At 74.6% G+C, this 24,404-nt stretch carries 26 protein-coding genes; 10 read left to right on the top strand and 16 right to left on the bottom strand.

Annotation, left to right across the window (positions count from 1 at the left end):
* Positions 1-5: 5 nt before the first annotated feature.
* From MRQ36_RS31160 to MRQ36_RS31140, 5 genes are all read right to left on the bottom strand, one after another.
* Positions 6-944 carry a UbiA prenyltransferase family protein gene (locus MRQ36_RS31160; protein WP_242800296.1) on the bottom strand — a complete coding sequence of 313 codons (939 nt, stop codon included), beginning with the start codon at positions 942-944 and terminating at the stop codon, positions 6-8.
* A 13-nt stretch (positions 945-957) separates the two neighbouring features.
* Positions 958-2,004: an NAD-dependent epimerase/dehydratase family protein gene (locus MRQ36_RS31155; protein WP_374250987.1), complete on the bottom strand. Its 1,047-nt coding sequence runs from the start codon at positions 2,002-2,004 to the stop codon at positions 958-960.
* On the bottom strand, positions 1,998-3,320 hold the full coding sequence (locus MRQ36_RS31150) for an aspartate aminotransferase family protein (protein ID WP_242801495.1): 1,323 nt from the start codon (positions 3,318-3,320) through the stop codon (positions 1,998-2,000). Before MRQ36_RS31150 ends, MRQ36_RS31155 begins: the two co-directional genes overlap by 7 nt.
* Before the next feature lie 333 nt (positions 3,321-3,653).
* Entirely contained in the window at positions 3,654-4,283 is a 630-nt protein-coding gene (locus MRQ36_RS31145) for a response regulator transcription factor (protein ID WP_242800295.1), read from the bottom strand.
* Positions 4,280-5,455: a sensor histidine kinase gene (locus MRQ36_RS31140; protein ID WP_242800294.1), complete on the bottom strand. Its 1,176-nt coding sequence runs from the start codon at positions 5,453-5,455 to the stop codon at positions 4,280-4,282. The genes MRQ36_RS31145 and MRQ36_RS31140 overlap by 4 nt, the downstream gene beginning before the upstream one ends.
* 196 nt (positions 5,456-5,651) lie before the next feature.
* On the opposite strand from MRQ36_RS31140, the gene MRQ36_RS31135 reads away from it, so the two are divergent.
* Together MRQ36_RS31135 and MRQ36_RS31130 are read left to right on the top strand one after the other, a co-directional pair.
* Positions 5,652-6,932 carry a LysR family transcriptional regulator gene (locus MRQ36_RS31135; protein WP_242800293.1) on the top strand — a complete coding sequence of 427 codons (1,281 nt, stop codon included), beginning with the start codon at positions 5,652-5,654 and terminating at the stop codon, positions 6,930-6,932.
* Between the two features lie 96 nt (positions 6,933-7,028).
* Positions 7,029-7,850: an SDR family oxidoreductase gene (locus MRQ36_RS31130; RefSeq protein ID WP_242800292.1), complete on the top strand. Its 822-nt coding sequence runs from the start codon at positions 7,029-7,031 to the stop codon at positions 7,848-7,850.
* Here MRQ36_RS31130 and MRQ36_RS31125 read toward each other — a convergent pair.
* Positions 7,810-8,637 carry an alpha/beta fold hydrolase gene (locus MRQ36_RS31125; protein WP_242800291.1) on the bottom strand — a complete coding sequence of 276 codons (828 nt, stop codon included), beginning with the start codon at positions 8,635-8,637 and terminating at the stop codon, positions 7,810-7,812. The two genes, MRQ36_RS31130 and MRQ36_RS31125, sit on opposite strands and share 41 nt — an antisense overlap.
* 79 nt (positions 8,638-8,716) lie before the next feature.
* Positions 8,717-9,502: an acetoacetate decarboxylase family protein gene (locus MRQ36_RS31120; protein ID WP_242800290.1), complete on the bottom strand. Its 786-nt coding sequence runs from the start codon at positions 9,500-9,502 to the stop codon at positions 8,717-8,719.
* An 88-nt stretch (positions 9,503-9,590) separates the two neighbouring features.
* Here MRQ36_RS31120 and MRQ36_RS31115 point away from each other — a divergent pair, with 88 nt between their 5' ends.
* From MRQ36_RS31115 to MRQ36_RS31100, 4 genes are all read left to right on the top strand, one after another.
* Entirely contained in the window at positions 9,591-10,193 is a 603-nt protein-coding gene (locus MRQ36_RS31115; RefSeq protein WP_242800289.1) for a TetR/AcrR family transcriptional regulator, read from the top strand.
* A 252-nt stretch (positions 10,194-10,445) separates the two neighbouring features.
* Positions 10,446-11,711 carry a hypothetical protein gene (locus MRQ36_RS31110; protein WP_242800288.1) on the top strand — a complete coding sequence of 422 codons (1,266 nt, stop codon included), beginning with the start codon at positions 10,446-10,448 and terminating at the stop codon, positions 11,709-11,711.
* Positions 11,712-12,444: 733 nt separating this feature from the next.
* The gene (locus MRQ36_RS31105) at positions 12,445-13,404 is read left to right on the top strand and encodes a hypothetical protein (protein ID WP_242800287.1); all 960 of its coding nucleotides are present in this window, start codon (positions 12,445-12,447) and stop codon (positions 13,402-13,404) included.
* 219 nt (positions 13,405-13,623) lie between these two features.
* The gene (locus MRQ36_RS31100) at positions 13,624-14,559 is read left to right on the top strand and encodes a TerC family protein (protein ID WP_242800286.1); all 936 of its coding nucleotides are present in this window, start codon (positions 13,624-13,626) and stop codon (positions 14,557-14,559) included.
* 94 nt (positions 14,560-14,653) lie between these two features.
* On the opposite strand, the gene MRQ36_RS31095 is transcribed toward MRQ36_RS31100, so the two are convergent.
* The 5 genes from MRQ36_RS31095 to MRQ36_RS31075 form a co-directional block, all read right to left on the bottom strand.
* The gene (locus MRQ36_RS31095) at positions 14,654-15,232 is read right to left on the bottom strand and encodes a TetR/AcrR family transcriptional regulator (protein WP_242800285.1); all 579 of its coding nucleotides are present in this window, start codon (positions 15,230-15,232) and stop codon (positions 14,654-14,656) included.
* 36 nt (positions 15,233-15,268) lie between these two features.
* Positions 15,269-16,126, bottom strand: coding sequence for an SDR family oxidoreductase (locus MRQ36_RS31090; protein WP_242800284.1), 858 nt, complete (start codon positions 16,124-16,126; stop codon positions 15,269-15,271).
* A complete protein-coding gene (locus MRQ36_RS31085; protein ID WP_242800283.1) occupies positions 16,123-16,437 on the bottom strand; it encodes a hypothetical protein in 315 nt (104 codons plus the stop codon). Before MRQ36_RS31085 ends, MRQ36_RS31090 begins: the two co-directional genes overlap by 4 nt.
* A gap of 165 nt (positions 16,438-16,602) precedes the next feature.
* Positions 16,603-17,058 carry an SRPBCC family protein gene (locus tag MRQ36_RS31080; RefSeq protein WP_242800282.1) on the bottom strand — a complete coding sequence of 152 codons (456 nt, stop codon included), beginning with the start codon at positions 17,056-17,058 and terminating at the stop codon, positions 16,603-16,605.
* A complete protein-coding gene (locus MRQ36_RS31075) occupies positions 17,055-18,104 on the bottom strand; it encodes a trans-acting enoyl reductase family protein (RefSeq protein ID WP_242800281.1) in 1,050 nt (349 codons plus the stop codon). Before MRQ36_RS31075 ends, MRQ36_RS31080 begins: the two co-directional genes overlap by 4 nt.
* Positions 18,105-18,214: 110 nt before the next feature.
* Between MRQ36_RS31075 and MRQ36_RS31070 the strand changes: the two genes are divergently transcribed.
* Positions 18,215-19,114, top strand: coding sequence for a LysR family transcriptional regulator (locus tag MRQ36_RS31070; protein WP_242800280.1), 900 nt, complete (start codon positions 18,215-18,217; stop codon positions 19,112-19,114).
* A gap of 80 nt (positions 19,115-19,194) precedes the next feature.
* Positions 19,195-19,482 carry a DUF2277 domain-containing protein gene (locus MRQ36_RS31065; protein WP_242800279.1) on the top strand — a complete coding sequence of 96 codons (288 nt, stop codon included), beginning with the start codon at positions 19,195-19,197 and terminating at the stop codon, positions 19,480-19,482.
* A 43-nt stretch (positions 19,483-19,525) separates the two neighbouring features.
* Here MRQ36_RS31065 and MRQ36_RS31060 read toward each other — a convergent pair whose 3' ends face one another.
* From MRQ36_RS31060 to MRQ36_RS31050, 3 genes are all read right to left on the bottom strand, one after another.
* Complete coding sequence (locus MRQ36_RS31060; protein WP_242800278.1) at positions 19,526-20,731, bottom strand: SRPBCC family protein; 1,206 nt, start codon at positions 20,729-20,731, stop codon at positions 19,526-19,528.
* A 109-nt stretch (positions 20,732-20,840) separates the two neighbouring features.
* Entirely contained in the window at positions 20,841-21,434 is a 594-nt protein-coding gene (locus MRQ36_RS31055; RefSeq protein WP_242800277.1) for a TetR/AcrR family transcriptional regulator, read from the bottom strand.
* Between the two features lie 50 nt (positions 21,435-21,484).
* Positions 21,485-22,132, bottom strand: coding sequence for a TetR family transcriptional regulator (locus tag MRQ36_RS31050; RefSeq protein ID WP_242800276.1), 648 nt, complete (start codon positions 22,130-22,132; stop codon positions 21,485-21,487).
* Positions 22,133-22,166: 34 nt separating this feature from the next.
* On the opposite strand from MRQ36_RS31050, the gene MRQ36_RS31045 reads away from it, so the two are divergent.
* Entirely contained in the window at positions 22,167-22,505 is a 339-nt protein-coding gene (locus tag MRQ36_RS31045; protein ID WP_242800275.1) for a rhodanese-like domain-containing protein, read from the top strand.
* A gap of 168 nt (positions 22,506-22,673) precedes the next feature.
* The gene (locus tag MRQ36_RS31040; RefSeq protein ID WP_242800274.1) at positions 22,674-23,042 is read left to right on the top strand and encodes a DUF1304 domain-containing protein; all 369 of its coding nucleotides are present in this window, start codon (positions 22,674-22,676) and stop codon (positions 23,040-23,042) included.
* 26 nt (positions 23,043-23,068) lie between these two features.
* On the opposite strand, the gene kynU is transcribed toward MRQ36_RS31040, so the two are convergent.
* Positions 23,069-24,334, bottom strand: coding sequence for a kynureninase (kynU, locus tag MRQ36_RS31035; protein WP_242800273.1), 1,266 nt, complete (start codon positions 24,332-24,334; stop codon positions 23,069-23,071).
* Positions 24,335-24,404 lie beyond the last annotated feature (70 nt).

Here is a 24,404-nt window from a genome sequence, read left to right as displayed (position 1 = left end):
CGGCGTCAGGACAGGGTGGCGGCGTACAGGGCGCCGAGGGCGGTCGCCCACAGCACGGCGGCGACGACCACCGCGCGGTCGCGCAGCAGCAGCCGGACGGGATCGCCGGCGGCCCGCCGGACCAGGGCCAGCTGGAGGTAGCGGGACATCAGGTAGAGAACGAACGGGGTGGACAGCAGCATCGCCGCCTCCCCGTACGGGTCGAACGGGGCCTCCGTACGCACCCAGACCAGTCCGGCGGTGACCGCCAGCACGCCGGTGAGCTGGAGCAGGTGCCCGGCCAGCTCGACCGACCAGCCGCGCAGCGCCGGCCGGTGGGCGACCCCGCCGTCCAGCAGCTCCTGGCGGCGCTTGCCGACGATCAGCACCAGACAGCCGGCGAAGACGGTGATCAGCAGCCACGCGGACACGTCGGCCCCGACGGCCAGGTGACCCTGCACCGCGCGGAGCACGAACCCGGTGGCGACCACACCGGCCTCGACCAGCGGGACGTGCTTGAGGCCCCGGCTGTACCAGACGTTCAGCGCCAGGTACGCCAGCACCGGCCAGGTCGGCCCGACCAGACCGGCGGCCAGCAGCAGGCCGAGCAGGAGCAGCAGCACCAGACAGCAGGCGTACGCCAGCGGCACCGGCACCCGGCCGGAGGCCACCGGACGGTGCCGCTTCACCGGGTGGTGGCCGTCCCGGTGCCGGTCGGCCACGTCGTTGCCGACGTACACGGCCGACGCGGCGAGCACGAAGGCGACGACGGACCAGCCCAGCCGGGCCAGTCCGGCCGGGTGCCAGGAGAGCGGGTCGAGCAGCGGCAGCGGGACGACCAGCAGGCTCTTGATCCAGTGGGTGGGGCGCAGCAGGCGGACCAGGTCCACCACCAGGCGGGCCCGGCGGGCCGGCGGCGGTGACACGGCCGCGACGGCGGCGGGGGCGGAGTCGAGGAGGGGCATCGGTCCGCCCGCCCTAGAAGAAGATCTTCGCGAGGGAGAGGGCACCCTGCCGCCAGGGTTCCCGGCTGGTCCGCCCGGCCCCGGTCGACGCGCCGGCGTCCCGGTTCGCCCGCCACCACGCGTAGGTGCCGAGGATGGCGTCCCGGTTGGCGAGCCGGGGCGTGAAGCCCAGCCGCTCCCGTGCCTTGTCGATGCTGACGTACGAGTCGGCCCGCAGCTTGTGCAGCAGCCGTCCGTACACCGGGGAGAGTCCGCTGCGTTCCAGCGCGCGCAGGGCCGCGAGCGCCGGCCCGGCGGGCAGGCCGACCACCCGCCGGCCGTGCCCGGCGGCGTCGAGCACCGCCTGGAAGTCCTCGCGGAGCGTGCCGAACTCGGCCGCGCCCAGGTTGTAGGTGTCCCCGGCCACGTCGTCCGGGGCGGCGAGCACGGTCAGCACCGCGTCGACCAGGTCCTCCACGGCGAACATCTGCACCCGGACGTCACCGCGCCCGAGCACCGGGAAGTTGCGGCCCTCCTCGGCCCACTCGAAGAGCATCGCGAACAGGCCCATCCGGCCCGGCCCGAGGAAGGTCTTGGGGCGCAGCACCGGTACGCACATGCCGTCCGCGCGGAACCGCTCCACCAGCAGCTCCGCCTCGACCTTCGCGCGGGTGTACGCGTCGACCGGCTCACGGGGATGGTCCTCGGGGGTCGGCACGAGCCGGGGCAGGCCGTACACGGCGGTGGAGGAGATGTGCACGACCCGGGGCACCTGCACCCGGCGGGCCGCGCCGAGGACCGCGTGGGTGCCGTCCACGATGATCGACCGGATCATCTCGGCCGGATAGCTGGGCAGCGCCGCCGCGCAGTGCACCACGGCGGAGGCGTCGGCGAGCACCCGGGCCAGCAGCGCGGCGTCGCGGACGTCGCCCTGACTGTGCACCAGGCACGGGTGGACCTGCGCGGCGGGCAGCAGGTCGACGCCGTGCACCCGGTGTCCCTCGGCGAGCAGCCGGCGCACCAGGTGCGAGCCGAGCATGCCGCTGGCGCCGGTCACCACGACGTGGCCGCTGGTCACCACCGGGACGTCACCCGCTCCCGGGCGAAGGCCGCCAGCAGCCGGGGCAGGCCCCGCGACAGGGTGGCGTCCAGCGCGGTCAGGAAGTGATCGACGTCGTCGGCGGTGGCCACCAGGCTCGGGGCGACCATCAGCGGGTTGTCCCCGTTGGGGCTGTAGTAGGTCATGATGCCGTGCTCGCGGAACAGGTGGGCGATCACCGACAGGGTGATGAGCTTGGTGCGGAACTGCGGGTCGTGGGTGAAGCCGGGCATCAGCTTGCCGGCCAGGTCGAGCAGGCCCGGCCCGCCGCCGAGGAACACCCCCCAGAGCGCGCCGGCCCCGTCGACCCGGGCGATCACCTCGGGGTACGTCTTGGCCAGCCGGTCCAGGCCGGGCTGCAGCACCGCCGCCAGGGCACGGGCCCGGGCCGGGTAGTCGTCGTCGACCACCACCGCGACGGCCTCCAGCGCGGTGGCGGTCTCCTCGCCGAAGCCGTAGTAGGTGGTGCTGTGCAGGATGACGTCGGTCAGCCGGTCGTACGCGCGCCGGAAGACCGGTTCGCGGGCGGTGTAGCCGGCGATGGACGCCTTGCCGCCGCCGAGCGACTTGGAGTAGGTGAGGATGTCCGGCAGCAGGCCCTCGTGCCGGGTGAAGTAGAACAGGCTGCCGGTCTTGCCCCAACCGGTGTAGACCTCGTCGAAGATCAGCACGATGTCCCGCTCGCGGCAGAGCCGTTGCAGGGCCAGCAGGTCGTCCTCGCTCCACCGCCGCATCGTCGAGGCGCTGAACGGCTCGACCAGGATGGCGTACACGTCGCAGTCGCCGTCCCCGGTCCGCGCGGCGTCCACGGCCGCCCGTACGGCGGCGAGGTCGCCGTACGGGTACACCACGATGCCGGGCAGGCCGGGAAAGCGGAACGCGTTCTCCGACGAGCCGGTGAGGCTGCCCGCGCCGAGGGTCTTGCCGTGGAAGCTGATGTCGGCGCGCAGCACCGTGTTCCGCCGCCCGCCGTGGTACTTGTACGCCATCTTCACCGCCCCCTCGTTCGCCTCGGCCCCCGAGTTCGGGAAGTACGACACGGACAGGTCCCCGGGCAGCAGCGCGGCCACGTTGTGGCTCAGTGCCGCCAGGTACGGCGAGAAGAACGCCTTGTGCACCTCCATCCGGTGCGCCTCGGCGTACCGCCGCCGCGCGGCCAGGATCCGCGGGTGGTTGTGCCCGTGGTTGAGCACGCCGACGCCGCCGGAGAAGTCCAGCACCCGGCGCCCGTCGCGCAGCTGGATCCAGACGCCCTCGGCGCGGTCCACCAGTTCGCGGCCGAACCCGAAGGTCGTCATCAGCGAGACCTGACTCCGACTGACGTGGTCGCGGTACAGCTGGTGCACCTGTCTGGTGGTGAGCTGTTCCGCCTCGTCGATACCGATCAGTTGCGGCATGCCCTGGCCCTTCCTGGAGACGACCGGTGGGGGAGCGGCAGCGTCGAGGAGAAGTCGGCCGTCCGTGGGGGAGGGACGTGACAACGACGCTGCGCGATCTCAAGCTAACGATGCGTGTCGATGGCGTCACGCCGGATGTTCGGGGGACGATCGGGCCGCCCGCCTGCCCCCCGTCCGGGGGACAGCACGACCCCGGGGCAGGGTGGACCTGCGCCGGGACGGTGCGGTGACGGCTCAGCCGGCCTGCAGCCGGTCCTCGCGGACCCGCTCGGCGAGGTCGAGCTTCGTGCGGCTGGGTCGGCCGAGATCGTGGTACTTGGCCTTGACCCGGTCGAGGTAGGTGCGGGCGGTCTCCGGCTTGATGCCGAGGTGCCGCGCGGTGGCGTTGAGCGTCATCCCGGAGGCGTACGCGAGCAGCACGCCACGCTCCCGTGGGGACAACCGGGGACGCGTCGCCCGGGTGTCCCCCAGGCAGGCGAACGCCAGCTCGGAGGAGAAGACCGGCCGGCCGGCCGCCACCTCACGGATCGCGGCGGCCAGCGCCGGCAGGTCGTGGTCCTTGGTCATGTAACCGCTGCACCCGGCGGCGAAGGTGGCCACCACCTGGTCCGGGTGGGCCCAGACGCTGACCACCAGCACCCGACGCCCCTGCGCCGCCAGCCGCCGGACGTTCTCCGCCGCGTCGCTGCCGTCGCGCAGCACCAGGTCCAGCAGCACCACGTCGACCGGCTCGGTCAGGTCTCGCAGCAGCCGCTCCACGGTGGACGCCGCCCGTACCAGTCGGACGTCGCCGACGCCGGACAGCCACGCAGCCAGGCCCTCCAGGAGCATCCGGTCGTCGTCGACCGCCGCGACCCGGATCACCCGGCCCACGTCAGCTCTACACAGGTGCCGGCTCCCGGCTCGCTGGAGACCCGGGCCCGCCCACCCACCTCGGTCACCCGGTCGACGATGGAGTGCCGGAAGCCGAAACCCGGTGGTACCGCTCCCAGGTCGAAACCGCGGCCACGGTCCACGATCGTCACCCGCAGCCCCCGGCCCTCGCTCGTGACGGTGAGCCAGGCGTCCTCGACCCCGGCGTGCTTCACGACGTTGTTCAGCGCCTCCCGGGCCGCCGCCCGCAGCGCCTGCACCACCTGCGGCGGTACGCCCGGCGGGACGGTCGTTCCCTGGTAACGGATCCGCAGCCCCAGCAGGGACACCTCGCCGACCACCTCCCGCAGCGCCTCGCCGACGGTGCCGAACGCCGGGTCGCACCCGTCGGCGAGCAGTCCGCGGATCACCTCGGCGTCCCGGGCGCACCGGCGGCGCAGGTCCGGCTGCCCGGGATCCACGGCGCCACGGGCGATCACCGTCAGGGTGGTGAGGACCGTGTCGTGCAGCGCCCGGTGGTGGGCGAGCCGGGTGACGTAGCGGGCATGGTCGGCGGCGGCCTCGGCCTCGGCGGCCAGCCGGTGCGCGTTGGTCCGGTCGAGGTTGCGCCCGACCCGGCGCAGGTAGCGCACGGCGAAGGCGGCGACGAGGGCGAAGCAGGCCACGCCGTTGACGGCGTGCACCAGCGCCGGTGCCGGCAGGCCGGTCCCGGGGCCGTGGCCGATGATCACGGCCGACTGGGCGAGGGCCAGCGCGAGCAGCCCGACCGCCACCGACCACGGCCGGGTCAGTGCCGCTCCCACCAGTGACCCGCTGGCCTGCATCACCAGGTTGCCCCAGTTCGGGGTGGTGCCGTCGGTCGTCAGGTTCGCCGTCACCACGACCAGGACCAGCCCGGCCAGCAGGACGTCGACGTGCACCAGCGCCGCCGGGAACCACCCTCGCCGCCGGGTGGCCCGGAACAACGCCAGGTTCCAGGCGATCACCGTCGCGAGCAGCCCGAGGTTGGCCCAGGTGTTCCGGTACGCGCCGTAGGCGCAGGCGACGACCGCCGGCGCCAGGCAGGTCAGCCGGTGCAGGCCCAGCAGGACCACCATGAACCGGTTGGCCCGGCCCTCTCCCGTGGCATCGGTGGTGGCCGCAGAGTGACCGAGCAATGACACGCTGATCATTCTGGCAGTCGCTTCCAGCGATGGTCATCACTGAGACGGGCGGCTGGAGCCATTCGGCGGACCGGACCGACCGGGTGGTGAGGCGAGAGACCGGTTCCGCCACTTGACGCCACGCCCCTCGGGGCCCGCAGACGGCGTACCCGGTTCGCGCGGTCGTCGCGTACATCGAAGGTGTTAACTCGGTTTCATGGAGTGGCAGGATCTGCGCGCGGTGCGGGCGGCGGTGCGGCACGGCTCGGTCACGGCGGCGGCAGCGGCGCTCGACCGGACCCGGCCGGCCCTGTCCCGGCGGATCGCGCGCCTGGAACGCCAGCTCGGTACGCCGCTGCTCGTCCGCACCCCGCGCCGCTGCGAGCCCACCGACGCCGGGCGGATCGTGGCGGACGCCGCCGCCCGGGCCGAGGCCGGCTGGCGTGCCGCCGTACGCCGGGCCCGGGCCGTGGCCGGCGACCCGGCGCTCCCGCCGGCCACCCCCGACCGGGTGACCTGGTCGGACCTGGCGGTGCTGCGCGCGGTCCACGAGCACGGCGGCGTCACCGCCGCCGCCCGGGAGCTGCGGCTGGCCCGGCCCGCGGTGTACCGCCGGCTCGCCCGGCTCCACCGGGTGGTCGGCGTCGCCCTGCTGGTGCCTCGCGCCCGCGTCGCCACGGTGACCCCCGCCGGGCACGTCCTGCTCGCCGGCGCCGACCAGGTCGACGCCGCCCTGGCCCGGGCGGCCGCGATCCGGCGGCCCGGCACGTCGCCACCGCGTCCGCGGCCGCACCTGCCCGAGCGGCTGAGACTGGCCTTCGGGCTGATCTCCCCGCAGCAGGTGATCACCCGGCTGCGGGCGGCGGTACCCGCCGCCGCGTGGCAGTGGGAGCAGGTGCCGCTGCCGACGGCCGTGCGGCGGGTGCACGCCGACGAACTGGACCTCTTCTACGGCTGGTCCACGGGGCCGGCGACGCCCCGGGGGCGGGGGCCGGTCCGGATGCGCTCGCTGCTCGTCGCCCCGTACGCGGTGGCCGCGGGCGCCGGGCACTGGGCGGCCCGGCGGGCCGGGTTGCGGATGGCCGACCTGGCCGGCGAGGAGTGGGTGGTGGACCCGGACCCGGTGGTCCGCGACCACGAGCTGGGGCTCTGCCGCCGGTACGGCTTCGTGCCGCAGACCCGGCACGTCTGCGGCGACCCCGCGACGATCCGGGCGCTGGTGGGCGTGGGCCAGGCGGTCAGTTGGGTGGTCGGTGGGCTGACGCCCGGCGACGACTACGTGGTGGTGCGTCCGTCGGACGCACCCCTCGGCCGACTGGTCCTGATGTGGAACGCCCGGGTGCTGACCGACGCCGACGCCGGGTGGCTGGGCGGGCTGATGCTCGACCTGAACCTGCGGCTGTGGCGGGAGCGTGAGCCCGCCCTGACCGCCTGGCTCAGCCGGCACGCCACGTCGGACATCCGCCGCCGCCTCGACCGACCCGTCGCCGGAGCGTGAACCGACTTCCCACCCCCTCGATCGGTTCGTCGAAGCGGCGGTGGCCGAGCACGATGTCGACATCCACAGGATGTCGAGATCGATAGAGTGGTGTCCATGGAATTGCGGACAGTGGAGCCGGCCGTGCGCCACCCGTCGACCTTCCGGGACCGCTACGGACCGTGGGCGCTGGTCACCGGGGCTTCGTCCGGCATCGGCCGGGCGATGGCCGCCGTCATCGCCTCGGCCGGCGTCCACGTGCTCGCCGTCGGGCGCCGCGACGAGGAGCTCGCCGCGGTCACCGCCGATCTCCGGCAGCGCTACGTCGTGCAGACCCGGACGGTCGCCGCGGACCTGGCGACCCCGGAGGGGGTGCACGCGGTCGAGCAGGCCGGCGCGGAGGTGGACCTCGGTCTGCTGGTCGCGGCGGCCGGCTTCGGGACCAGCGGACGGTTCGTGGACGCGGACCTGGCGGGAGAGCAGTCGATGCTCGACGTGAACTGCCGGGCCGTGCTGGCGCTGACCCACGCGGCGGCGGTCCGGATGACGCGCCGGGGTTCCGGCGGAATCGTGCTGCTGGCTTCCGTGGTGGGGCGGCAGGGCACACCGCAGGCGGCGCACTACGCGGCCACCAAGGCGTACGTGCAGGCGTTCGGCGAGGCGCTGCACGTCGAGCTGCGCGACAGCGGGGTCGACGTGGTCACGAGCACCCCCGGGCCGGTCAGTTCGGGCTTCGGTGACCGGGCCGGGATGCGCTTCACCACCGCCGCCGAACCGATCGAGGTGGCCCGGGCGACCCTGAACGCCCTCGGGCGGCGGATGACCGTCAGTCCCGGTGCCCTGTCCAAGACCCTGAACTGGTCGCTGGCCCCGTTGCCCCGCCAGCTGCGCACCAGGATCATGGGGCGGGTGATGGGCGGTTTCCTCGTTCCCCGCTGACTCCCGGTCCGGACCGGCGTGGCGGGTGCGTCAGCGCGGCGGCGATCGCGGCCCAGACCCCCGGGTGGGCGACCAGTCCACCGTGGGAGCTGTCCACGGTGACGCAGTGGGCGTCGGGGTCCTGGGAGGCCTGCCAGGACACGATGCCGTCGCTGCGACTGGCGATCGAGGTGAACGGCACCTGGGCGGGCGTCGGGGCCAGGAGGTCGTCGTGGACCTGGCGGCAGCAGTCGCCGAAGGGGCAGTTGCGGACCCAGTCCCGGTGGCCGAGCCGCGTCATCGTCGCCATCCACAGGGTCAACAGGCGGACGGCCAGGTGTATCCCGAACGGGTCGGTCAGCGGGGCCCCGAGGGTCACCAGGGCCCGTACCCGGTCCGGGTGTCGCACGGCGAGGACCTTGGCGAACAGGCCGCCCCGGCTGTGCCCGACCAGGGTGACCGGCCGTCCGGTCTCGGCGTGTACGCGCACCAGCGTCTCCTCGACGATCGCGAGGTCCCGGCTGGAGCAGCGGCGACCGTCGGTGATCCCGGTCGGTCGGACGTCCCAGCCCCCCTCGCGCAGCCAGTCGCGCAGCAACGCCACCCGGTCGTCCCCGGCGGCGAAGCCGGGCACGACCAGCACCGGGGCGCCCGGCTCCGGTGGCACCGGCGGCGCGGGACGGCGCGACCGCAGGGCGGCCAGCTCGGCCCGGATGCGCCCCTCCCGCCAGATCGGCGGCGCGACGCTGCCGGGCAGCCCGAGATAGTGCAGCGGAGTCGCGAACGGCCGCCATCCGACGTCGGTCATGCTCTCCTCCCATCGGTGACGTGCGCCGGCGGACGCGGACGGGTCGTCCGCCCCTCCCCGTCCGCCGGGCCGTCACCGATCACAGCGTAATCAGGTCGTTGACCGTGTAGCTCAGCGAGGCGCGCAGGCCCAGGCCGGTCCGGACCGGGGCGAGGGCGGCCAGTTCCTCGTGCGGCACGGTGAAGAAGTCCAGCTGCCCCTCGCCGGCCCAGGCGTCCACGAGGTGCAGGTCGTCGAAGACGGCCAGCACCAGCTCGTCGACGGCCGGGACGTCGTGCCGGCCCGCCGCGAGCTGCGGGAAGTAGCGCCGGTTGACCGTCGGACGCGCCAGGAGGCGCTCCGGTTCGGTCACCGGCGTCCGCAGGGTCACCTCGGCGCGGGCCAGGTGATGTCCGGCCACGCTGGCGTCGGCGGCGAACCGGCCACCGGGGGAGAGGCGCGGCGCCGCGGGCCCGGGCGCGGCGAAGACCCGCGTCTGGTGCACGTCGGCCATCTTCTTGGGGAACCCCTGGATCCATCCCCGGGCCAGCGCGGCGTCGTTGTCCACATAGATGTACGGGCACCAGGCCACGGCCCGCTGCCCGTGCCGGGCGTCGAGCAGGACCATGAACTCCCGGTACTGGCTGCGCGCGGGCTGCAACTGGTCGACGTGCCGCCCCGCGTACTGCCAGTCGATGAAGAGGGCGAGGCCGCGTCCGGCGGTTTCCGGGTCGATGGTCAGCGCCGGCGGCAGGGTCGCGGCAGCCTCGGTCGGGTCGGTCCAGAACTCGACGGCGAGCAGGTCGCCGGCGTAGTGCCACGGGGGCGGCTCGACCAGGCCGGCGGTACCACGGGGGGACAGCGGCAGGCTGTATCCCTTGGGCATACGTCCTCCTTCGGAACGATACGTATCGTCTCGCTCCGACGCTAACGGGACTGGCGGCCCGAGCGCAACGAGACGTATCGTTTCAGTTATGTCTGCCACACCGCGCGGTCCGCGCGCCGCCACGGCCATCCTCGCCGCCACCAGGGACGTGCTGTCGGAGATCGGCTACCGCGGGCTCACCGTGGAGGCGGTGGCCGCCCGGGCGAAGGTGGGCAAGGCGACCATCTACCGCTGGTGGAGCGGCAAGGAGGAGCTGGCGGTCGACGCGCTGGCCGCGGTCTTCGAGGCCGAGGAGATCGCCGACGTGGGCGACACCCGCCAGGAACTGCGCCGGGCGGTGCAGATGACGATGGACAACTACACCGGCCACGCCTTCGACCTCGCGCTGCCCGCGCTCGCCTCCGACTGCGCCACCGATCCCACCCTCCTGGAGCACCTGCGCGGACGCTTCCTGCGCCGCAAGCGGGAGTTCGTCGCCGCCGCCCTGCACCGCGCCGCCGATCGGGGCGACCTCCCCTCCGACGTGGACACCGACCTGGTCCAGGACGTCTGGGCCGGCACGATCGTCTACCGCCGGGTGATCAGTGGCGGCCCGCTCGACGCGCAGCTCGTCGAGAGCCTGCTCGACCTCGTCCTGCGCGACGGCGGTGCCGGCGCTCCCCGGCACCGCAGCCCCGGGACGGCCCCGTGACCGGTCCGGCTATCGGCGCCGGGCGGGTCCGGGGCGGCGGACGCACCGCCGGGTCGGCACCGTAAAGCGATCGTGACGCGACCGGCGGGGCGTGCCGAGAACGGCTCTGGCGGCCCCTCCCGGCGCGCGCGAGGCTGGGGGTGACTGAGCGTCGCCCGACACCCGCCTCCGCCTCGGGGCGCGGCCGGGACGACCGACCGCGTCCGGGTACGCACCGCATCGCGTCCGGACGCACGATCCGAGAGGACCTCCATGTTTCTGCGCAATCGCGTGTGCGTCGGGCTGCTCGCCGCGGCCGGCGTGCTGGCCGCGGGGCTGGCCGGCACCGCCGCGCCGGCGATGGCGGCACCCGCGCCGGCGGCGGTCGGGTACACCGCCGTCGAGGGCGTCCGCACCCTGACCTTCCTCAACGCCCCGGAACGCCTGCTCTACGGCGAGGACGCCGACCGGGACCTGATCTACCGGGGTTCGCTCGACCCCGGCGCCCACCGGGTCTTCTTCGAGCACGGCAACTACAGCGGGACCCCCTTCGTCTACGGCATCCTGTTGCAGAACACCTCCGGCTGCGACCTCACCTTCAAGGTCGACCGCAAGGGGTACGGCACCTACCCGGGTGCCGGCGTCGGCGCCGCCGCGCCGCTGGCGACCATGCTCAACGGCAACGGCGCGGAGACCGCGAAGTCGCTGCCGCGCAACACCAGCGCGTGGCTGTTCACCGCGACCGCCCCGGCGAACGCCTTCTTCACCGGCGCGATCGACCTGAACACCACCCGGGTGGTGAGTTCCTGCGTCGGCGGCGCGGTCTTCGTCAAGGTGGGCGTCTTCAGCGCCCTGCCGACGGCGTCGGCCGCCGCCGCACTGCCGTACCGGGGCGCCGACAACGGCGACGGCCTGCACAACGACCGCAAGGTCTACGACGGGCGGGTGACGGTGCCGTACGACGTCAACCGGCACGCCAACGAGGTGGTCGCGCAGAACATCAACTACACCATCGACGCCACGACTCCGTTGAACCAGAACTTCCCGGTCAGCTACGGCGGGGTCACCCGCGACCGGTGGACCACCAACGCCACCCCGTCCCGCAAGCCGGCCGCCATCGGCAACGACATGCTCTCGGTCTGGATGCCGCTGTCGTCGAGCAGCTTCGCCCTCACCGAGATCAACCCGTTCGAGCTCGACCCGCGCAACAGCGACGGCACCACCGGCAACCTGGCCAACTGGGGGGTGGTGGAGACCAACACCGGGCGGATCACCAACAACACCGGCGTGGCGCACACCGTGCGTTACGTGCTGCGCCAGGGCGACACGGGGGGCAACGTGCGCTTCGCGCACCGGTGCAGCGTCAACGGCGCGGCCGCGGCCTGGACCAGTGTGGACATGCCGGCGGGCACGCCGGCGAAGACCAAGGAGTGCGTCATCTCCGTCCCGGCCTACGGCTCGGCGACGTTCTCGGTGTCCCAGGTGCTCGGCGGCCCGAGCATCGGGGTGCTGGAGAACTACCTGGTGATGACCGCCTGACCGACCGGTCACGGGGTGGGTGTTGGCCGACCGGCCGGCACCCACCGTGGCGTACCCCGCGGCGGCGGTGACGAACGGTGGCGCGATCCCCTGTGGACGGTCTAGGGAGCTCGACGGTCGGCCCGCCGGGCGTTGCTAGTCTGGGCGCCGCCGCTCCGGCCGCGACGGGTGGCTGGTGCAGCGACCACCTGGAGGACCTGCCGTGCGCCCGCTTGCTCGTCTCCACCGGCCGACGGTGGCCGCCGCCACTGCGGCACTCGTCCTGGCCGGGTGCGGCACGCACGGCACCGCGCCCCGGGCCGACACTCTCGCCACGGCACCCACCACCGGCGACCCCGGCCGGCCGGCCGGACGCGCCCGGACCCGCGCCGGCGCCGTCCCGCGCGACGACGGGTTTCGGCGCGGCCCCGCCCACCTGTCCGCAGCCGGCGCCCGCACCGCGCTCCGCCGGTCGACTGGATCCGACCGCCGGCGCGTACCTCGGCGCCGCCGGTGGGTCGGCGACCGCGGTGGACGTGACGCCGCGCTGCGAGATCGTCGTCGGGGGCCGGATCACCGGCGCGCCGGGCGGGCCGGTCACCACGATCGGTGGGGGAGGGGCGGGCGCGGTCCTGGTGTTCGACGGCACGGGCCGGCGCCTGCTGCGGACCAGTCGGATCGCCGGCACCGTGGACGACCTGGAGGTGCGCCGGGGCGGCGGGAGATCGCCGTCGCCACCGACCGGGGCGTCGTCGTGCTCGACCCGGCCGCGCAACGTCCCCGCTGGCGGCGCGGCGGCGCGGCGAGCCGCGTCGCGGTCGGCGCCGCAGGGACCGTCGCGGCCGTCACCGGTTCCACCGTCACGGTGTACGACCTGACCGGCGCCACCCTGGCCCGGATCCGCCCGGCCGGCCGGACGGTCAGCGACGTGGCGGTGGACGACCGCAGCGGTCTGGTGTTCGTCAGCGGTTTCCGGCAGACCGGCGGCGGCCGGTGCAGCCCGGTGCAGATCGCCTACGTCCACGCCTACGACCGACGGGGCGAGCTGCGCTGGCGCGCGTACGACCAGCCGGCGGACCGGCTGGGTGACCTCTGCGCGGACAGCCGGGCCGACCGGGTCGCGCTGGGCCGGGACGGGCGGCTGTACCTCGCGGGGGAGACGGCCGGGGGCAACAGCATCTTCGCCCGATCGGCGGCCGACCCGACCCGGCCGGCGCCGAACGAGGCGACCGACGAGTTCACCCGGGCCAGCAACACCGGCAGCGCCCACTCCACCTACCTGGCCCGGTTCGATCCCGCTTCGGGTCGGCAGCTGGCCGGACAGGTGGTGATCAGCCGGATCGACAGCAAGGGTGACCGCGGCAACACGATCAAGCCGCTCGCCGTCACCGCCGACGAGGCCGGCCGGATCTACGCCGGCGGGGTGTCGGCGTACCAGATCGCCGGTCGGTCGCAGGTCACCCTCGGTGGCCGGCGGCTCGCCCCGTACGCCGGTGGGGACGCGTGGGTGCTGGTGCTCTCGCCGGACCTGCGGCGGCGGCTCAGCTGGGTGGTCTTCACCGACGGCGGCGCCGGCACCGTCCGTGGGGTCGCTGCCGCCGGCGGGATCGCGGCGGTGGCCGCCCAGGTCGACAAGGTCGGCTTCTGGGACGGTCCAGGGCCGTCGTTCGGTACCGGCGGCGGCTACCTGGCGGCCTGGCGGGGCCTGCGCTGAGCGGGGACGATCCGCTGTCGACGGCCCTTGACAAGGGAAGTCTGTATCACGAATAATCTTTCGTAGTTCGAGGGGGAGTACCCGCCACCGGACGCGCCGCCGTCAGTACGGACCCACCGGGTCCCGGCCGCGCGGGCCGCCGTTCGCGGCGGCTCGGGGAGACCTTCGGCCCGTACGCCGACATCTGCCGTCGGCCCGGTCGGAGGGAGTGATCCGGTCATGTCCGTACCCTGGTGGGCCTGGGTGGCGCTGACGGTGGTGATCGCCGTCATGCTGGCGGTCGACCTGTTCCTGCACCGCGACAACCACGTCATCGGCTTCCGCGAGGCCGCGCTCTGGTCGGCGGTGTGGATCGCCGCCGGCCTCGCCTTCGGCGTCGTGCTCTGGCTGTGGCAGGGCGAGGACGCGGCCGGCGCCTACTACGCCGGATACCTCATCGAGAAGGCGCTGTCGATCGACAACGTCTTCGTCTTCGCCCTGGTGTTCACCTACTTCGCGGTCCCGGCCGCCGTCCAGCACAAGGTCCTGTTCTGGGGTGTCATCGGCGCCCTGCTGTTCCGGCTGGTGTTCATCTTCGTCGGCGCGGGACTGCTGGAGACGTTCTTCTGGACCGCCTACGTGTTCGGCGTCTTCCTCATCTGGACCGGCTGGAAGATGGCCTTCCGGCACGACGCCGAGATGCACCCCGACCGCAACCTCGTCGTCCGGCTCGTCCGCCGGATCGTGCCCACCGACGCCCGCTACCACGGCGACCGGTTCTTCACCCGGGTCGACGGCCGGCGCGTCGCCACCCTGCTCTTCGTCGTCCTGATCGCCGTGGAGGCCACCGATCTGATCTTCGCCATCGACTCGGTCGCCGCGATCCTCGCGATCACCACCAGCACGTTCGTCGTCTGGACCGCGAACGCCTTCGCCGTACTCGGTCTGCGCAGCCTCTATTTCTGCCTGGCCGGACTGCTGCGGCGCTTCGTGCACCTGCACTACGGCCTGGCGTTCCTGCTCGCCTTCGCCGGAGTCAAGCTCATCCTCTCCGAGACGCCGGTCGGGAAGCTGCCGATCCCGCTCACCCTGGGCGTCATCGTCGTCACCCTCGCCGTCTCCATCGGCTGGAGCCTGGTCGCCACCCGTCGGACCGCGCCGCCGGTCGAGTCCTGACCGGTCCCCGCCGGACCGGCTGCGTACGCGGTCGGTCCGGCGGGACGGGCGTCGCCACCGGACGAACCGCTGTGCCCACCCCGCCACCCACCGGCTACCCGGCCCGGACCGCGTGGGCGGCGAGCACCCGGGCCACGATCCGCTCGGCGAAGCCCCGGTCCACCGCCGCGCCGGAGACCGCGCGGCGGTAGAAGAGCGGGCCGGCCAGCTCGTCGAGCACCTCGGCGGGGTCGGTGTCGGCGGGCAGCTCACCCCGGCCGATACCGCGCTCGACGGCGCGCAGGATGACGGCGTGCCGGGCGTCGGCCTCGCGGCGGTGCAGGGCGGCGAGCTGCGGGTCGCGCTCGGCGGCGTCGATCAGCGCGAACATCAGTCCCGCCGCCGGCCCCTCGGACAACGCCGCGGCGAGGCCGGTGACCAGGTCGAGCAGGTCACCCCGGAGCGTTCCGGTGTCGGGGTCGACGGGGGGTCGCCGCACGCTGTCGAACGCGTCGAGAACCAGCGCCCCCTGCCCCTCCCAGTGCCGGTAGATCGTCGTCTTGGCCACCCCGGACCGTTCCGCGACGGCCTCGATCGTGGTGCCGGCCACGCCCCGCTCGGCGAGCAGGGCGAGCGTCGTCGTGATGACCAGGGCGCGGGAGCGGCGCACCCGCGGATCCGTCGTCCGGTCCATCCGTCACCCCGCTCCGTCCCGGCCCGGGGGTGACGCCTACCGCCACAGCTCCCGGTGCTCGTGCACATACTGCCGCAGGGTGCGGGGGGCCCGTCCGAGCAGGCGCGGCAGGGTGGGATCCACCCGTTCCGCCTGCCCGCGCCGCAGGCCGGTGTGCAGCACCGTCTGCACCAGGGCCTGGACCAGGGGAGCATCGCGCCGGCGCAGGTGGCGCAGATAGCCGCCGACGGTGGCCGGGTGGTAGCGGATCGGCCGGCCGAGTTCCTCGGTGAGCACCGCCGCCACCTCGTCGAAGTCGAGCGCCTCGGCGCCGGTCAGGGGGTAGCCGGCACCGGCGTGCGCGGCGGGGTCGGCGAAGACGGTCGCCGCCACGTCCCCCAGGTCGCGGGTGTCGACGAAGGCGGCCCGTCCGGAGCCGGCGGGCAGATAGATCCGGTTCTCCTCGCGGATGTCCCGCCGGTAGGCGTCGGCCAGGTTCTGGGCGAAGAAACCCGGGCGCAGGATCGTGTACGGCAGGCCGGAGGCGCGCAGGTGGGTCTCCACCCGGTGGTGCGGCACCACGACGTTGGTGTCCGCGCCGGTGACGGAGGAGAAGACCACGTGCCCGACCCCGTGCCGGGCAGCGGCGTCGACGAGCGCGTTCAGGGTGGGCCCGACCCGGGCGATCTGCGGCGGTCGGAGCAGGAACAACCCACCGGCGCCCGCCAGGGCCGACTCGAACGTGCCGGGGTCGGCGAAATCCAGCCGTACGCCGGGGACGTCCGGGAACCGGAGCCTCATGGCGGCCGGGTCCGGGCCGGCGACCCGGACGGCCACGCCGGTTGCGGCCAGGGACCGGGCGACCGCCCCGCCGACGTTCCCGGTCGCGCCGGTCACCAGCACCGGGGCGGTCATCGGACGGTTTCCGTGACGGTGCGGTGCACCAGCGCGAGGGCGTCCCGGCGGGCCGCCTCGGCGACGCGTTCCGGTTCCTCCACGAGCTGCGCCTGGGCGGGCCGGCGCCGGCCCGCCAGGGTCACCGTGACGTCCGGCCGGTCGCGCAGGTCGACCCGCCAGGGCGAGTTCGTCAGCACCAGCAGCCGCCCGTCGCCGTTGTCCCGGTAGGCGACCGGGAAGACCAGCTCGCGGCCGGTGCGCCGCCGGTCACGTGCAGCAGCAGGTGCCGACCGACCGGGTGCGCCCGGGAGGGCGTGGCGAGCAGCCACCGCATGACGCGGTTGACGACCCGGTGCGGGGCCTTGGGCGGCCGGACCCGCTGCTGCACGGCCGGTCGTGGGGAAGATGCCATGCCTGTACCGTAACGCTACGGTGCCGTAGCGGAAAGCCCGCGACGTCGGTGAATCTCCCGCTCGGGGGTCGACGGTCGGCGATCAGCGCGACGGCGCGATGCCGTCGAGCCAGCGTTGGTGCCACCGCAGCAGCGACCGGGTCAGCCACCGGCCGGCCAGCCGGGGCACGGGTCCGGCCTGGGTCTCCTCCGTGACCACCCGGGTGCCGCCGTCCAGCGGGGTGAGCACCCACCGGTGGTGCCCCGACGAACCGAGGGCCCGGCCCGTCCAGCCGAGCAGCCGCCCCGGCTCCCACCGGTCCACCACACAGGAGACCCGCACGTGCAGCGTCGTCCACCGGAAGCGGACGCCGGGACCGAGTGCCGCCGCGTCGACCACGACGACCCGGTGCGCGTTGGCGTACCAGGATGGCCAGGCGACCGCGTCGACCAGGCGCGCCCAGACCGCCTCGGGCGGGAGCGGCACCCACGCCTCGTTGCGGACGTGCACGGGCGTCCGCTCCGGTTCGAGGCCGCGCGGCCACCCCGGCGCGGTCACCGCAGGTCCCGCAGGACCGTGCCCGGCGTGGTCAGCGCCACGTCCGGTCCGTGCACCTGGGCCGGCGTACGGTAGCCGGGGCGCACCGTCCCGGCCGCGGTCCGCGCGAGCAGTTCGACCGCGGTGTACGCGCTGTACCGGTACGGGTCCGGCCCGGTCAGCACCGCCTCGACCACCGTGCCGGCGTCGTCGGTGGCGAGCCCGTGCACCAGGCTCCGGCCGGCGTCGAGCTGGGCGGGGGTCGGTCCCTCCGGTATCCGGCGCAGCAGGGCAGCCCGCAGCCGCCGACCGGCCGGCGAGGTGAGCAGCCACGGTGCGGCGGGGGCGACCCGCAGCGCCAGCCGCAGCGGGGCCGGCACGGCGAAGAACGTCGACACGTCGGGAATGCCGGTGGACTGCCCGGCGGAGACCACGTCGGCCCGCCACGGGTTCGTGACGACCCGTACCGTCCGGCCGTCGGCGGGGATCCCGCGCTGCGCCGCGCCGGCCCGGACGGGCACCAGCCGGCCGTCCCGGCGCTGCACCCCGGGCTCGCCGAGGCCGGCCAGGAGAGTGCCGAGCGTGCCCCGGGACACCTGCCCCGAGGTGACGAACGACAGCTCCAGGCGCCGCGCCAAGGGCAGCCGGCCGGCGAGGTGCACGGCCACCGCGTCGGTCGGTACGACCCCGAACCCGACGCCGGGCATCGCCATGACGCCGGCCCGGACCAGTTCGTCGTCCCGCCCCCGCACGTCGAGGAACTCGGCCGCCTCACCGGAGAGGTCCAGATAGTGGGTGCCGGTACGGAGGCAGGCGTCCAGCAGCGGGCGTTGGGTCTCGGCGAACGGTCCGGCCGCGTTCAGCAGCACGCTCGCGTCGACGAGGAGGCGGTCCAACGCGGCCGGGTCGGCCAGCGAGGCGGCGCGCACCGGAGCGTCGATCCGCAGAGCGGCCAACCGGCGGAGGTCCCGACCGGCCAGCACGGGGCGGAGCCCGCGCCGGACGGCGAGCTGTGCGACGAGCCGACCGACGTAGCCGGTGGCACCGTAGATGACGAGGGAGTTCACCCCGCGACCTTCCACCCGGCACCGCCCGGGTGTCCAAGAGATGGCACCTACCCACCGATAGGTGCGCCCTATCCGCGCACGTCGCGGCGGGGGTGACGGCGGCGGTCGGGGTGGCTACAGTCACGGTGGTGGACCTGGACCGGGTGACCGCGTTCGTCGCCGCGGCCGAGCGGATGAACTTCACCGTGGCGGCGGAGGAACTCGGCCTGGCCCAGCCGTCGCTGTCCGCCCGCATCCGCGCCCTGGAGACCGAGATCGGTGCGGAGCTGTTCTCCCGGCGTCGCCGGCAGGTGGCGCTCACCCCCGCCGGGAAGGAGTTCCTCCGGCACGCCCGCACCCTGCTGACCCTGGCCGAGGAGGCGGTCCGCGAGACGCGGCGGGCGGCGCACCCCGACGATCTGCACCGACTGGTGATCACCACGCTCGCCGCCGGGGTCGACGAGCTGAAGGCGGGTGCCGTGACGGCGCTCGGCCGGGAACTGCCCGCGCTGCGGGTCAGCCTCACCGGGGTGTCCTTCCTCGAGCACGTGTCCGCCGTCCGGGAGGGCCGGGCCCAGGCCGGCTACCTCTGGCCGCCCTACACCCCGGCCGCCACCGCCGGCCTGCACCTGGAGCCCGTCCGACGCTGGCCGCGGCTGGTCGCCCTGCCGGCCGACCATCCGCTCGCCCGGCGGCCGGACCTGGCCGTGGCCGAGTTGGCCGGGGAGCCCCAGGTGCCGCTGCCGGACGGCGTCGACCCGCTCTTCCTGCGCACGTGGCGGCTGCTGCCCGAGCCGAGGATCGGCGCGGGGGAGCCGGCCGTCGACGTCGGCGCGCTGCTGCGGGCGGTCGCCGCGGGCAGCGGCTGCTGTCCGGTGCCGGCCCTGCTCGCCCGCACCGCGACCGCGCCGGGCGTCGCCTTCGTCCCGCTGCGTGACGCGCCGGCGGCGACGCTGGCGCTGGCCTGGCGACCCGACCTGCCCGCCGTGGTGGACGCGGCCCTGCGGCGCGCCGCTCGGGCGGTGGTCTGAGCCCGCCGGCGCGGCCGGCCGTTCCCGCCCGACACCGCCGGCCTCCTTGCGCTGTCGGACCGGCCTGGCATGGTGGAGGCATGTGCAGGAACATCCGCGTACTCCACAACTTCGAGCCGCCGGCCACCGACGACGAGATCGAGGCCGCCGCCGTCCAGTACGTGCGCAAGGTCAGCGGCACGACCCGGCCCTCCACGGCCAACGAGGAGGCGTTCGACGAGGCGGTCCGCGCCGTCACCGCGGCCACCCGGACCCTGCTGGACAGCCTGGTGACGAAGGCACCCGCCCGGGACCGCGAGGTGGAGGCCGCGAAGGCCAGGGCCCGCGCGGCCGAACGGTACGGCCCGCGCCCCGCGACCGCTGGCTGACGCCGGCCTCGGGCCGCCGGCGCGGTGGGTCAGGCCGCCCGGTTCACGACGTCGTCCGGCGGCCCCCGTCGGAGTCCGCCGGTGCGGTCCCGGACCGGTCGACGTCCGCCCGCCGCAGCGCCGCGTCCAGCCGTTCGAGGGTGGTGGCCATGCCGGCGCGCAGGTGCGCGGCGCGGTCCCGCACGCCCACCACCCGTTGGATCGCGCGGACCAGGGGCAGCTGCGGCGCGGTCCGGGTCATCGACTCGGTGATCCGGGTGCCGCCGTCGACCGGTTCGAGCGCGTAGCGCCAGGACGACGAGGACGGCCAGGCGGTGGTGAACGCGAAGACGCGGCCCGGGACCGCCTCGGTGACCGTCGCCGTCATCCGCCACCGGTAGAACCGACCGATGCGGTTGCTGCCGGTGAACCGCCGGCCCGGCTCCCGCCACCGCGCCGCGTACGTCTCCGGGCTCCACTCGCCCATCCGGGTGATGTCGCTGAGCAGGGCGTAGACCCGCTCGGGCGAGGCCGGGACCGTGCGGCTCACCCGGACGGCGAGGGCCGGGGCGGCGCTCCGGTCGGCGATCAGCCGGCGCGTGAGGCGCCCGGACGAGGCGGGGTTCTGCCCGGTGTAGAGGGTGCGGTCCACGGTCACGAAGGGGCGCAGCGGGACCCGGCCCCGGACGTAGCGTGCGCCCCGCGCTACCAGCCGGTCCTCCAGCAGCCAGGGCGCCTTGCGGGCGAACCGGTTGAGCAGTTCCTCCCGGTTCGACAGGCCGGTCATGGTATAGCCGGCGAACGGCCAGCTCCCGTCGGCGTCGGTCGCGGCCAGGGTCGCCGCCGGGGCGTGACACAGCAGGGCCAGCGGGGTGCCGGCGTGCAGCGCCCGCGTCAGCAGGGCACCGGAGACGGGGTCGACGGCGAGGTCCTCCATCGGGCCGTGCCCGCCGGGGTAGAAGACCGCGTCGTAGTCGGTGGGGTCCAGCTCGGACAGGTCCCGGGGGTTGCCGAACTCCTCGGCGTGGGCGGCGAGGTAGCGGCGGTAGCGGCGGAGCCGCCAGGGAGCTCCGGCCGGGAACCGGAGACTGAGCCGGTCGACCGTCGGGGGCACCCCGCCCGGGGTGGCCACGGTGACCCGCCAACCGGCCGCACGGAAGAGCCGGTGCGGTTCGGCGACCTCCTCGGCCCAGTAGCCGGTGGGATGCCGGGTGCCGTCGCGCAGCGTCCAGTGGTCGGCCGCCGACAGGACCATCAACACAGCAGGCATGTGCAGTGCCCTCCCCTTAATCGAACCACACGGTTCGGTTCAGGTATAGCACCCGGCCACATCGATATCAAACCTGCTGGTTCGGTTTGGAGTGCCGGTGTCGTGAGGGTCAGCAGGCGGGGCGGACCAACCGCTGCGCCGCGCGGCGTACCTGATCCCGGGTGATCTCGTCCGCGTCCGGTCGGTCGCCGGCCACCTGGCGCAGCTCGACGGGGGCCGTCAGCCAGGACGTGGCCAGGGCGATCAGCGCCGCCAGCAGATGGTGCGGCGGCCAGTCCGGGTCGGCCAGTCCGGCCCGTTGGGCCTCCCGGACCACCTCGACCTTGCGGCGGTAGCCGGCCACCCGTTGTGCCGACACCCCCTCGGTCCGCTCCCGGTCGTGCAGCCACGCCCACGCCGCGATGCGTTGCAGGTCCGGTCGGGTGGCGAAGGTGTCGTGCAGGCGGACCGTGTAGTCCACCAGGTCGGTGGTGATCGGCACGACCCGGGACAGTTCCTCGAGCCCCACCTGCATCACGGTGTCGAACAGAGCGTCCTTGTCACCGAACCAGGCGTAGATCCGTTCCTTGCTCGCCCGCGCCTGCGCCGCGATCCGGTTGATCCGCGCGCCGTCCACGCCGTGCCGGGCGAACTCCGCCAGCGCTGCCTCGAGCACCCGCTGCCGCGTCTCCAGCCCGCGCGCCTGGGTCGCTCGAGTGGTCATCCGGTCACGGTAACGCAGGCCGCCGCGCTGCCCGACGGGCCGCCGCCCGGCTACCCGGTGGTCAGCGCATTGGCCAGCCGCAGCGTCGCCGACCGCAGCCGGTCCGCCCCGATGTCGTCGAGGACCGCCCGCACGTGCTCGGCCGCGAGCGTGGCGAGCAGGGCGTGCGCGTCCGCCGCCGGATCGGCGCGACCCGCGAGGAGCAGGCTCACGTGCCGGTGCCAGAACCGGTACGCCCCGATCCGGTAGCGGGCGCCGGGCGCGGCGGTCTCCGAGACCCGGACCAGGTCCAGGTGGTCGAGGAGGTAGTCCAGGTACGCCTCGACGAAGGCGGTCAGCCGGTCCCGTGCCGACGGCGACGGCCCCCGGGCCGGGCCCGGTCCGAGCGGCGCGGGCCCGAACAGGATCGCCTCCTGCAGCGCCCGTTCCTGGCTGTCCAGCAGGGCCGTGGCCAGCCCCGACCTGTCCCCGAAGCGCCGGAACAGGGTGCCCTTGCCCACCCCGGCCGCGGCGGCCACCGCCTCCATCGAGACGGCCTCGACGCCGTGCTCGCGGAAGAGGGCCGCCGCGGCGTCCAGCACGGCGGCCCGGTTGCGGGCGGCGTCCGCCCGCTCGCGCGGGGGTGTCGTACGCAACTGGACGAGTTCGACCGGGGGAGTGGCATAAGCGGACTGCGGTCCGCTATCGTTCACGGGCATATCCGGACTGTAGTCCACTTATCTGGAGGTTGTCATGACCGCTCGCATCGGCCGCGACGAGTTGCGGACCGCCATCGCCGCCGGGACCGTCACCGTCGTCGACGCGCTCGGCGGCGAGTACTACGCCCGGCAGCACCTGCCCGGCGCCGTCCCGCTGGTCGAGGCCGAGGTGGCCGAGCGGGCCGGTGAGCTGCTGCCGGACCGCACCGCACCCATCGTCACCTACTGCTCCAACCCGGCCTGCCCGAACAGTGGCCGGGTCGCCGACCGGCTCACTGCCCTCGGCTACACCGACGTCCGCAAGTACGTCGAGGGGATCGAGGACTGGGTGGCCGCCGGCCTGCCCACCGAGTCCGGCGCGCTCACCCGCTGAGCCGGCGTGTGGGGAGGTCCCGCCCGCGACCTCCCCCCACGCCGCCGGCCCGGGTCGGCGCGACGCCCGCCGGTCGTCGGCGCGTCGATAGGATCGCCCGGAAACCCTGGTACCGGCCGACCGCGTACGGGACGACCGGCCGAACGCTCTGCGCGAAGGGAGCCGCCCGTGATCCGGGTCGCCCAGGCCGCCGCCGTCCTCGCCGGTATCCTGCACGTGTTGTTCTTCGTCATGGAGAGCGTGCTCTTCTCCCGGCCCGCGGTGCACCGGCGCTTCCGGGTCGCCGCCGAGGACGTCGAGCGGGTCCGCCGGTGGGCCTTCAACCAGGGCTTCTACAACCTCTTCCTGGCGGTGGGGCTCTTCGCCGGGCTCCTGCTGGGCGTCCGTTCCGACGGCGGGCGGGCGCTGGTGGTGCTCACCTGCGGCAGCATGGTGGGCGCGGCGCTGGTGCTGATCGCGACCGACCGCCGGATGGCCCGCGCGGCGCTGGTCCAGGGTGTCCCGCCGCTGGTGGCGCTGGTGGCGACCCTGATCTGACGAGCGGAGCCACCGCGTCGCGGGTGTCAGGTGACCCGCGAGGGTTCGCCGGGCATCCGTTCCCACGCGCGGCGGGCCGCGATGTCGCGCAGCCGGTCCATGGCGTCCCACACGTCGACGAACCGGGTGTACAGCGGCGCCGGGCCGAGCCGGAGCCGGTCCGGGGTGCGGTAGTCGCCGACCACCCGGCCCTCCGTGGCGAGCGCGCGCGAGATGCGCAGCGCCTCCGGGTGGTGCAGGGTGACGTGGCTGCCGCGCCGCCGTGGGTCGCGGGGGCAGGCGAGCCGGAATCCGTACGGGGTCAGCCAGGCGTCGGCCAACTCGACGAGCAGCTCGCCCAGGCGTACCCCCTTGCGCCGGACCCGGTCCACGCCGGCCTCGGCGAGCACGTCCAGGGCCGGGTCGAGCGCGGCGAGCGACAGGATCGGCGGGGTGCCCACCAGGAACCGGTCGAGCCCCGGCGCGGGGTCGTACGCCGCCGACATGAGGAACTGGTCGCGCTGGCCGAACCAGCCCTGGATGGGCTGGCGGAGCCGGCCCTGCATCTCCTGCCGGACATAGAGGAACGCGGGCGCACCGGGACCGGCGTTGAGGTACTTGTAGGTGCAGCCGACGGCCAGTTCGCTGCCGGTGCCGGTCAGCTCCACCGGCACCGCCCCGGCCGCGTGCGACAGGTCCCACAGCACCACCGCGCCGCACTCCCGGGCCGCGGCGTTGACCGCGCCCATGTCCAGCAACGCCCCCGAACGGTAGGAGACCGCCGACAGGAGCACCAGCGCCACGGTGTGATCGAGGGCGTCGCGCAACTGGTCGAGGTGGAGTCCGTCGTCGAGGTCCGACGGCAGGGCCCGGACGGTCAACCCGCGTGCGGCGGCCAGGCCCTGCACGACGTACCGGTCGGTGGGGAAGTCCTCGGCGTCGACGAGGATCGTGCGGCGGCCCGCCGGGGCGGCGTCCAGCGCGGCGGCGGCCAGCTTGTAGAGGTTCACCGAGGTGGAGTCGGAGACCACCACCTCGCCGGGGCGGGCGCCCAGCGCGTGCCGGGCGAGCCGGTCGCCGAGACGGCGGCCCCAGTCGATCCAGGTCGGCCAGGACCGGACCAGCTGCTCGCCCCAGCCGCGCCGGACGAGCCGGTCGAGATGTGCGGGGGTGGCCGCCGGCAGCCGCCCCAGCGAGTTGCCGTCCAGGTAGATGAGATCGTCGTCGGCGATCACGAAGCGGTCCCGCAGGTGCGCCAGCGGATCGTCGGCGTCCAGCTCCTTCGCCACGTACCGCGGGTGGTCGTCACTCATCGGCCGCCTCCTTCGGGTTCCGGTCTACCCGAGCGGCGGGCGCGGCGCCGGTGACCGGTCGTTCCCCGAC

This window comes from Micromonospora sp. R77 (genome assembly GCF_022747945.1).
In the GTDB taxonomy this organism is placed as follows: domain Bacteria; phylum Actinomycetota; class Actinomycetes; order Mycobacteriales; family Micromonosporaceae; genus Micromonospora.
The sequence above is the reverse complement of the archived record's forward strand: the minus strand, read 5'-3'. Positions and strand labels throughout refer to the sequence as shown.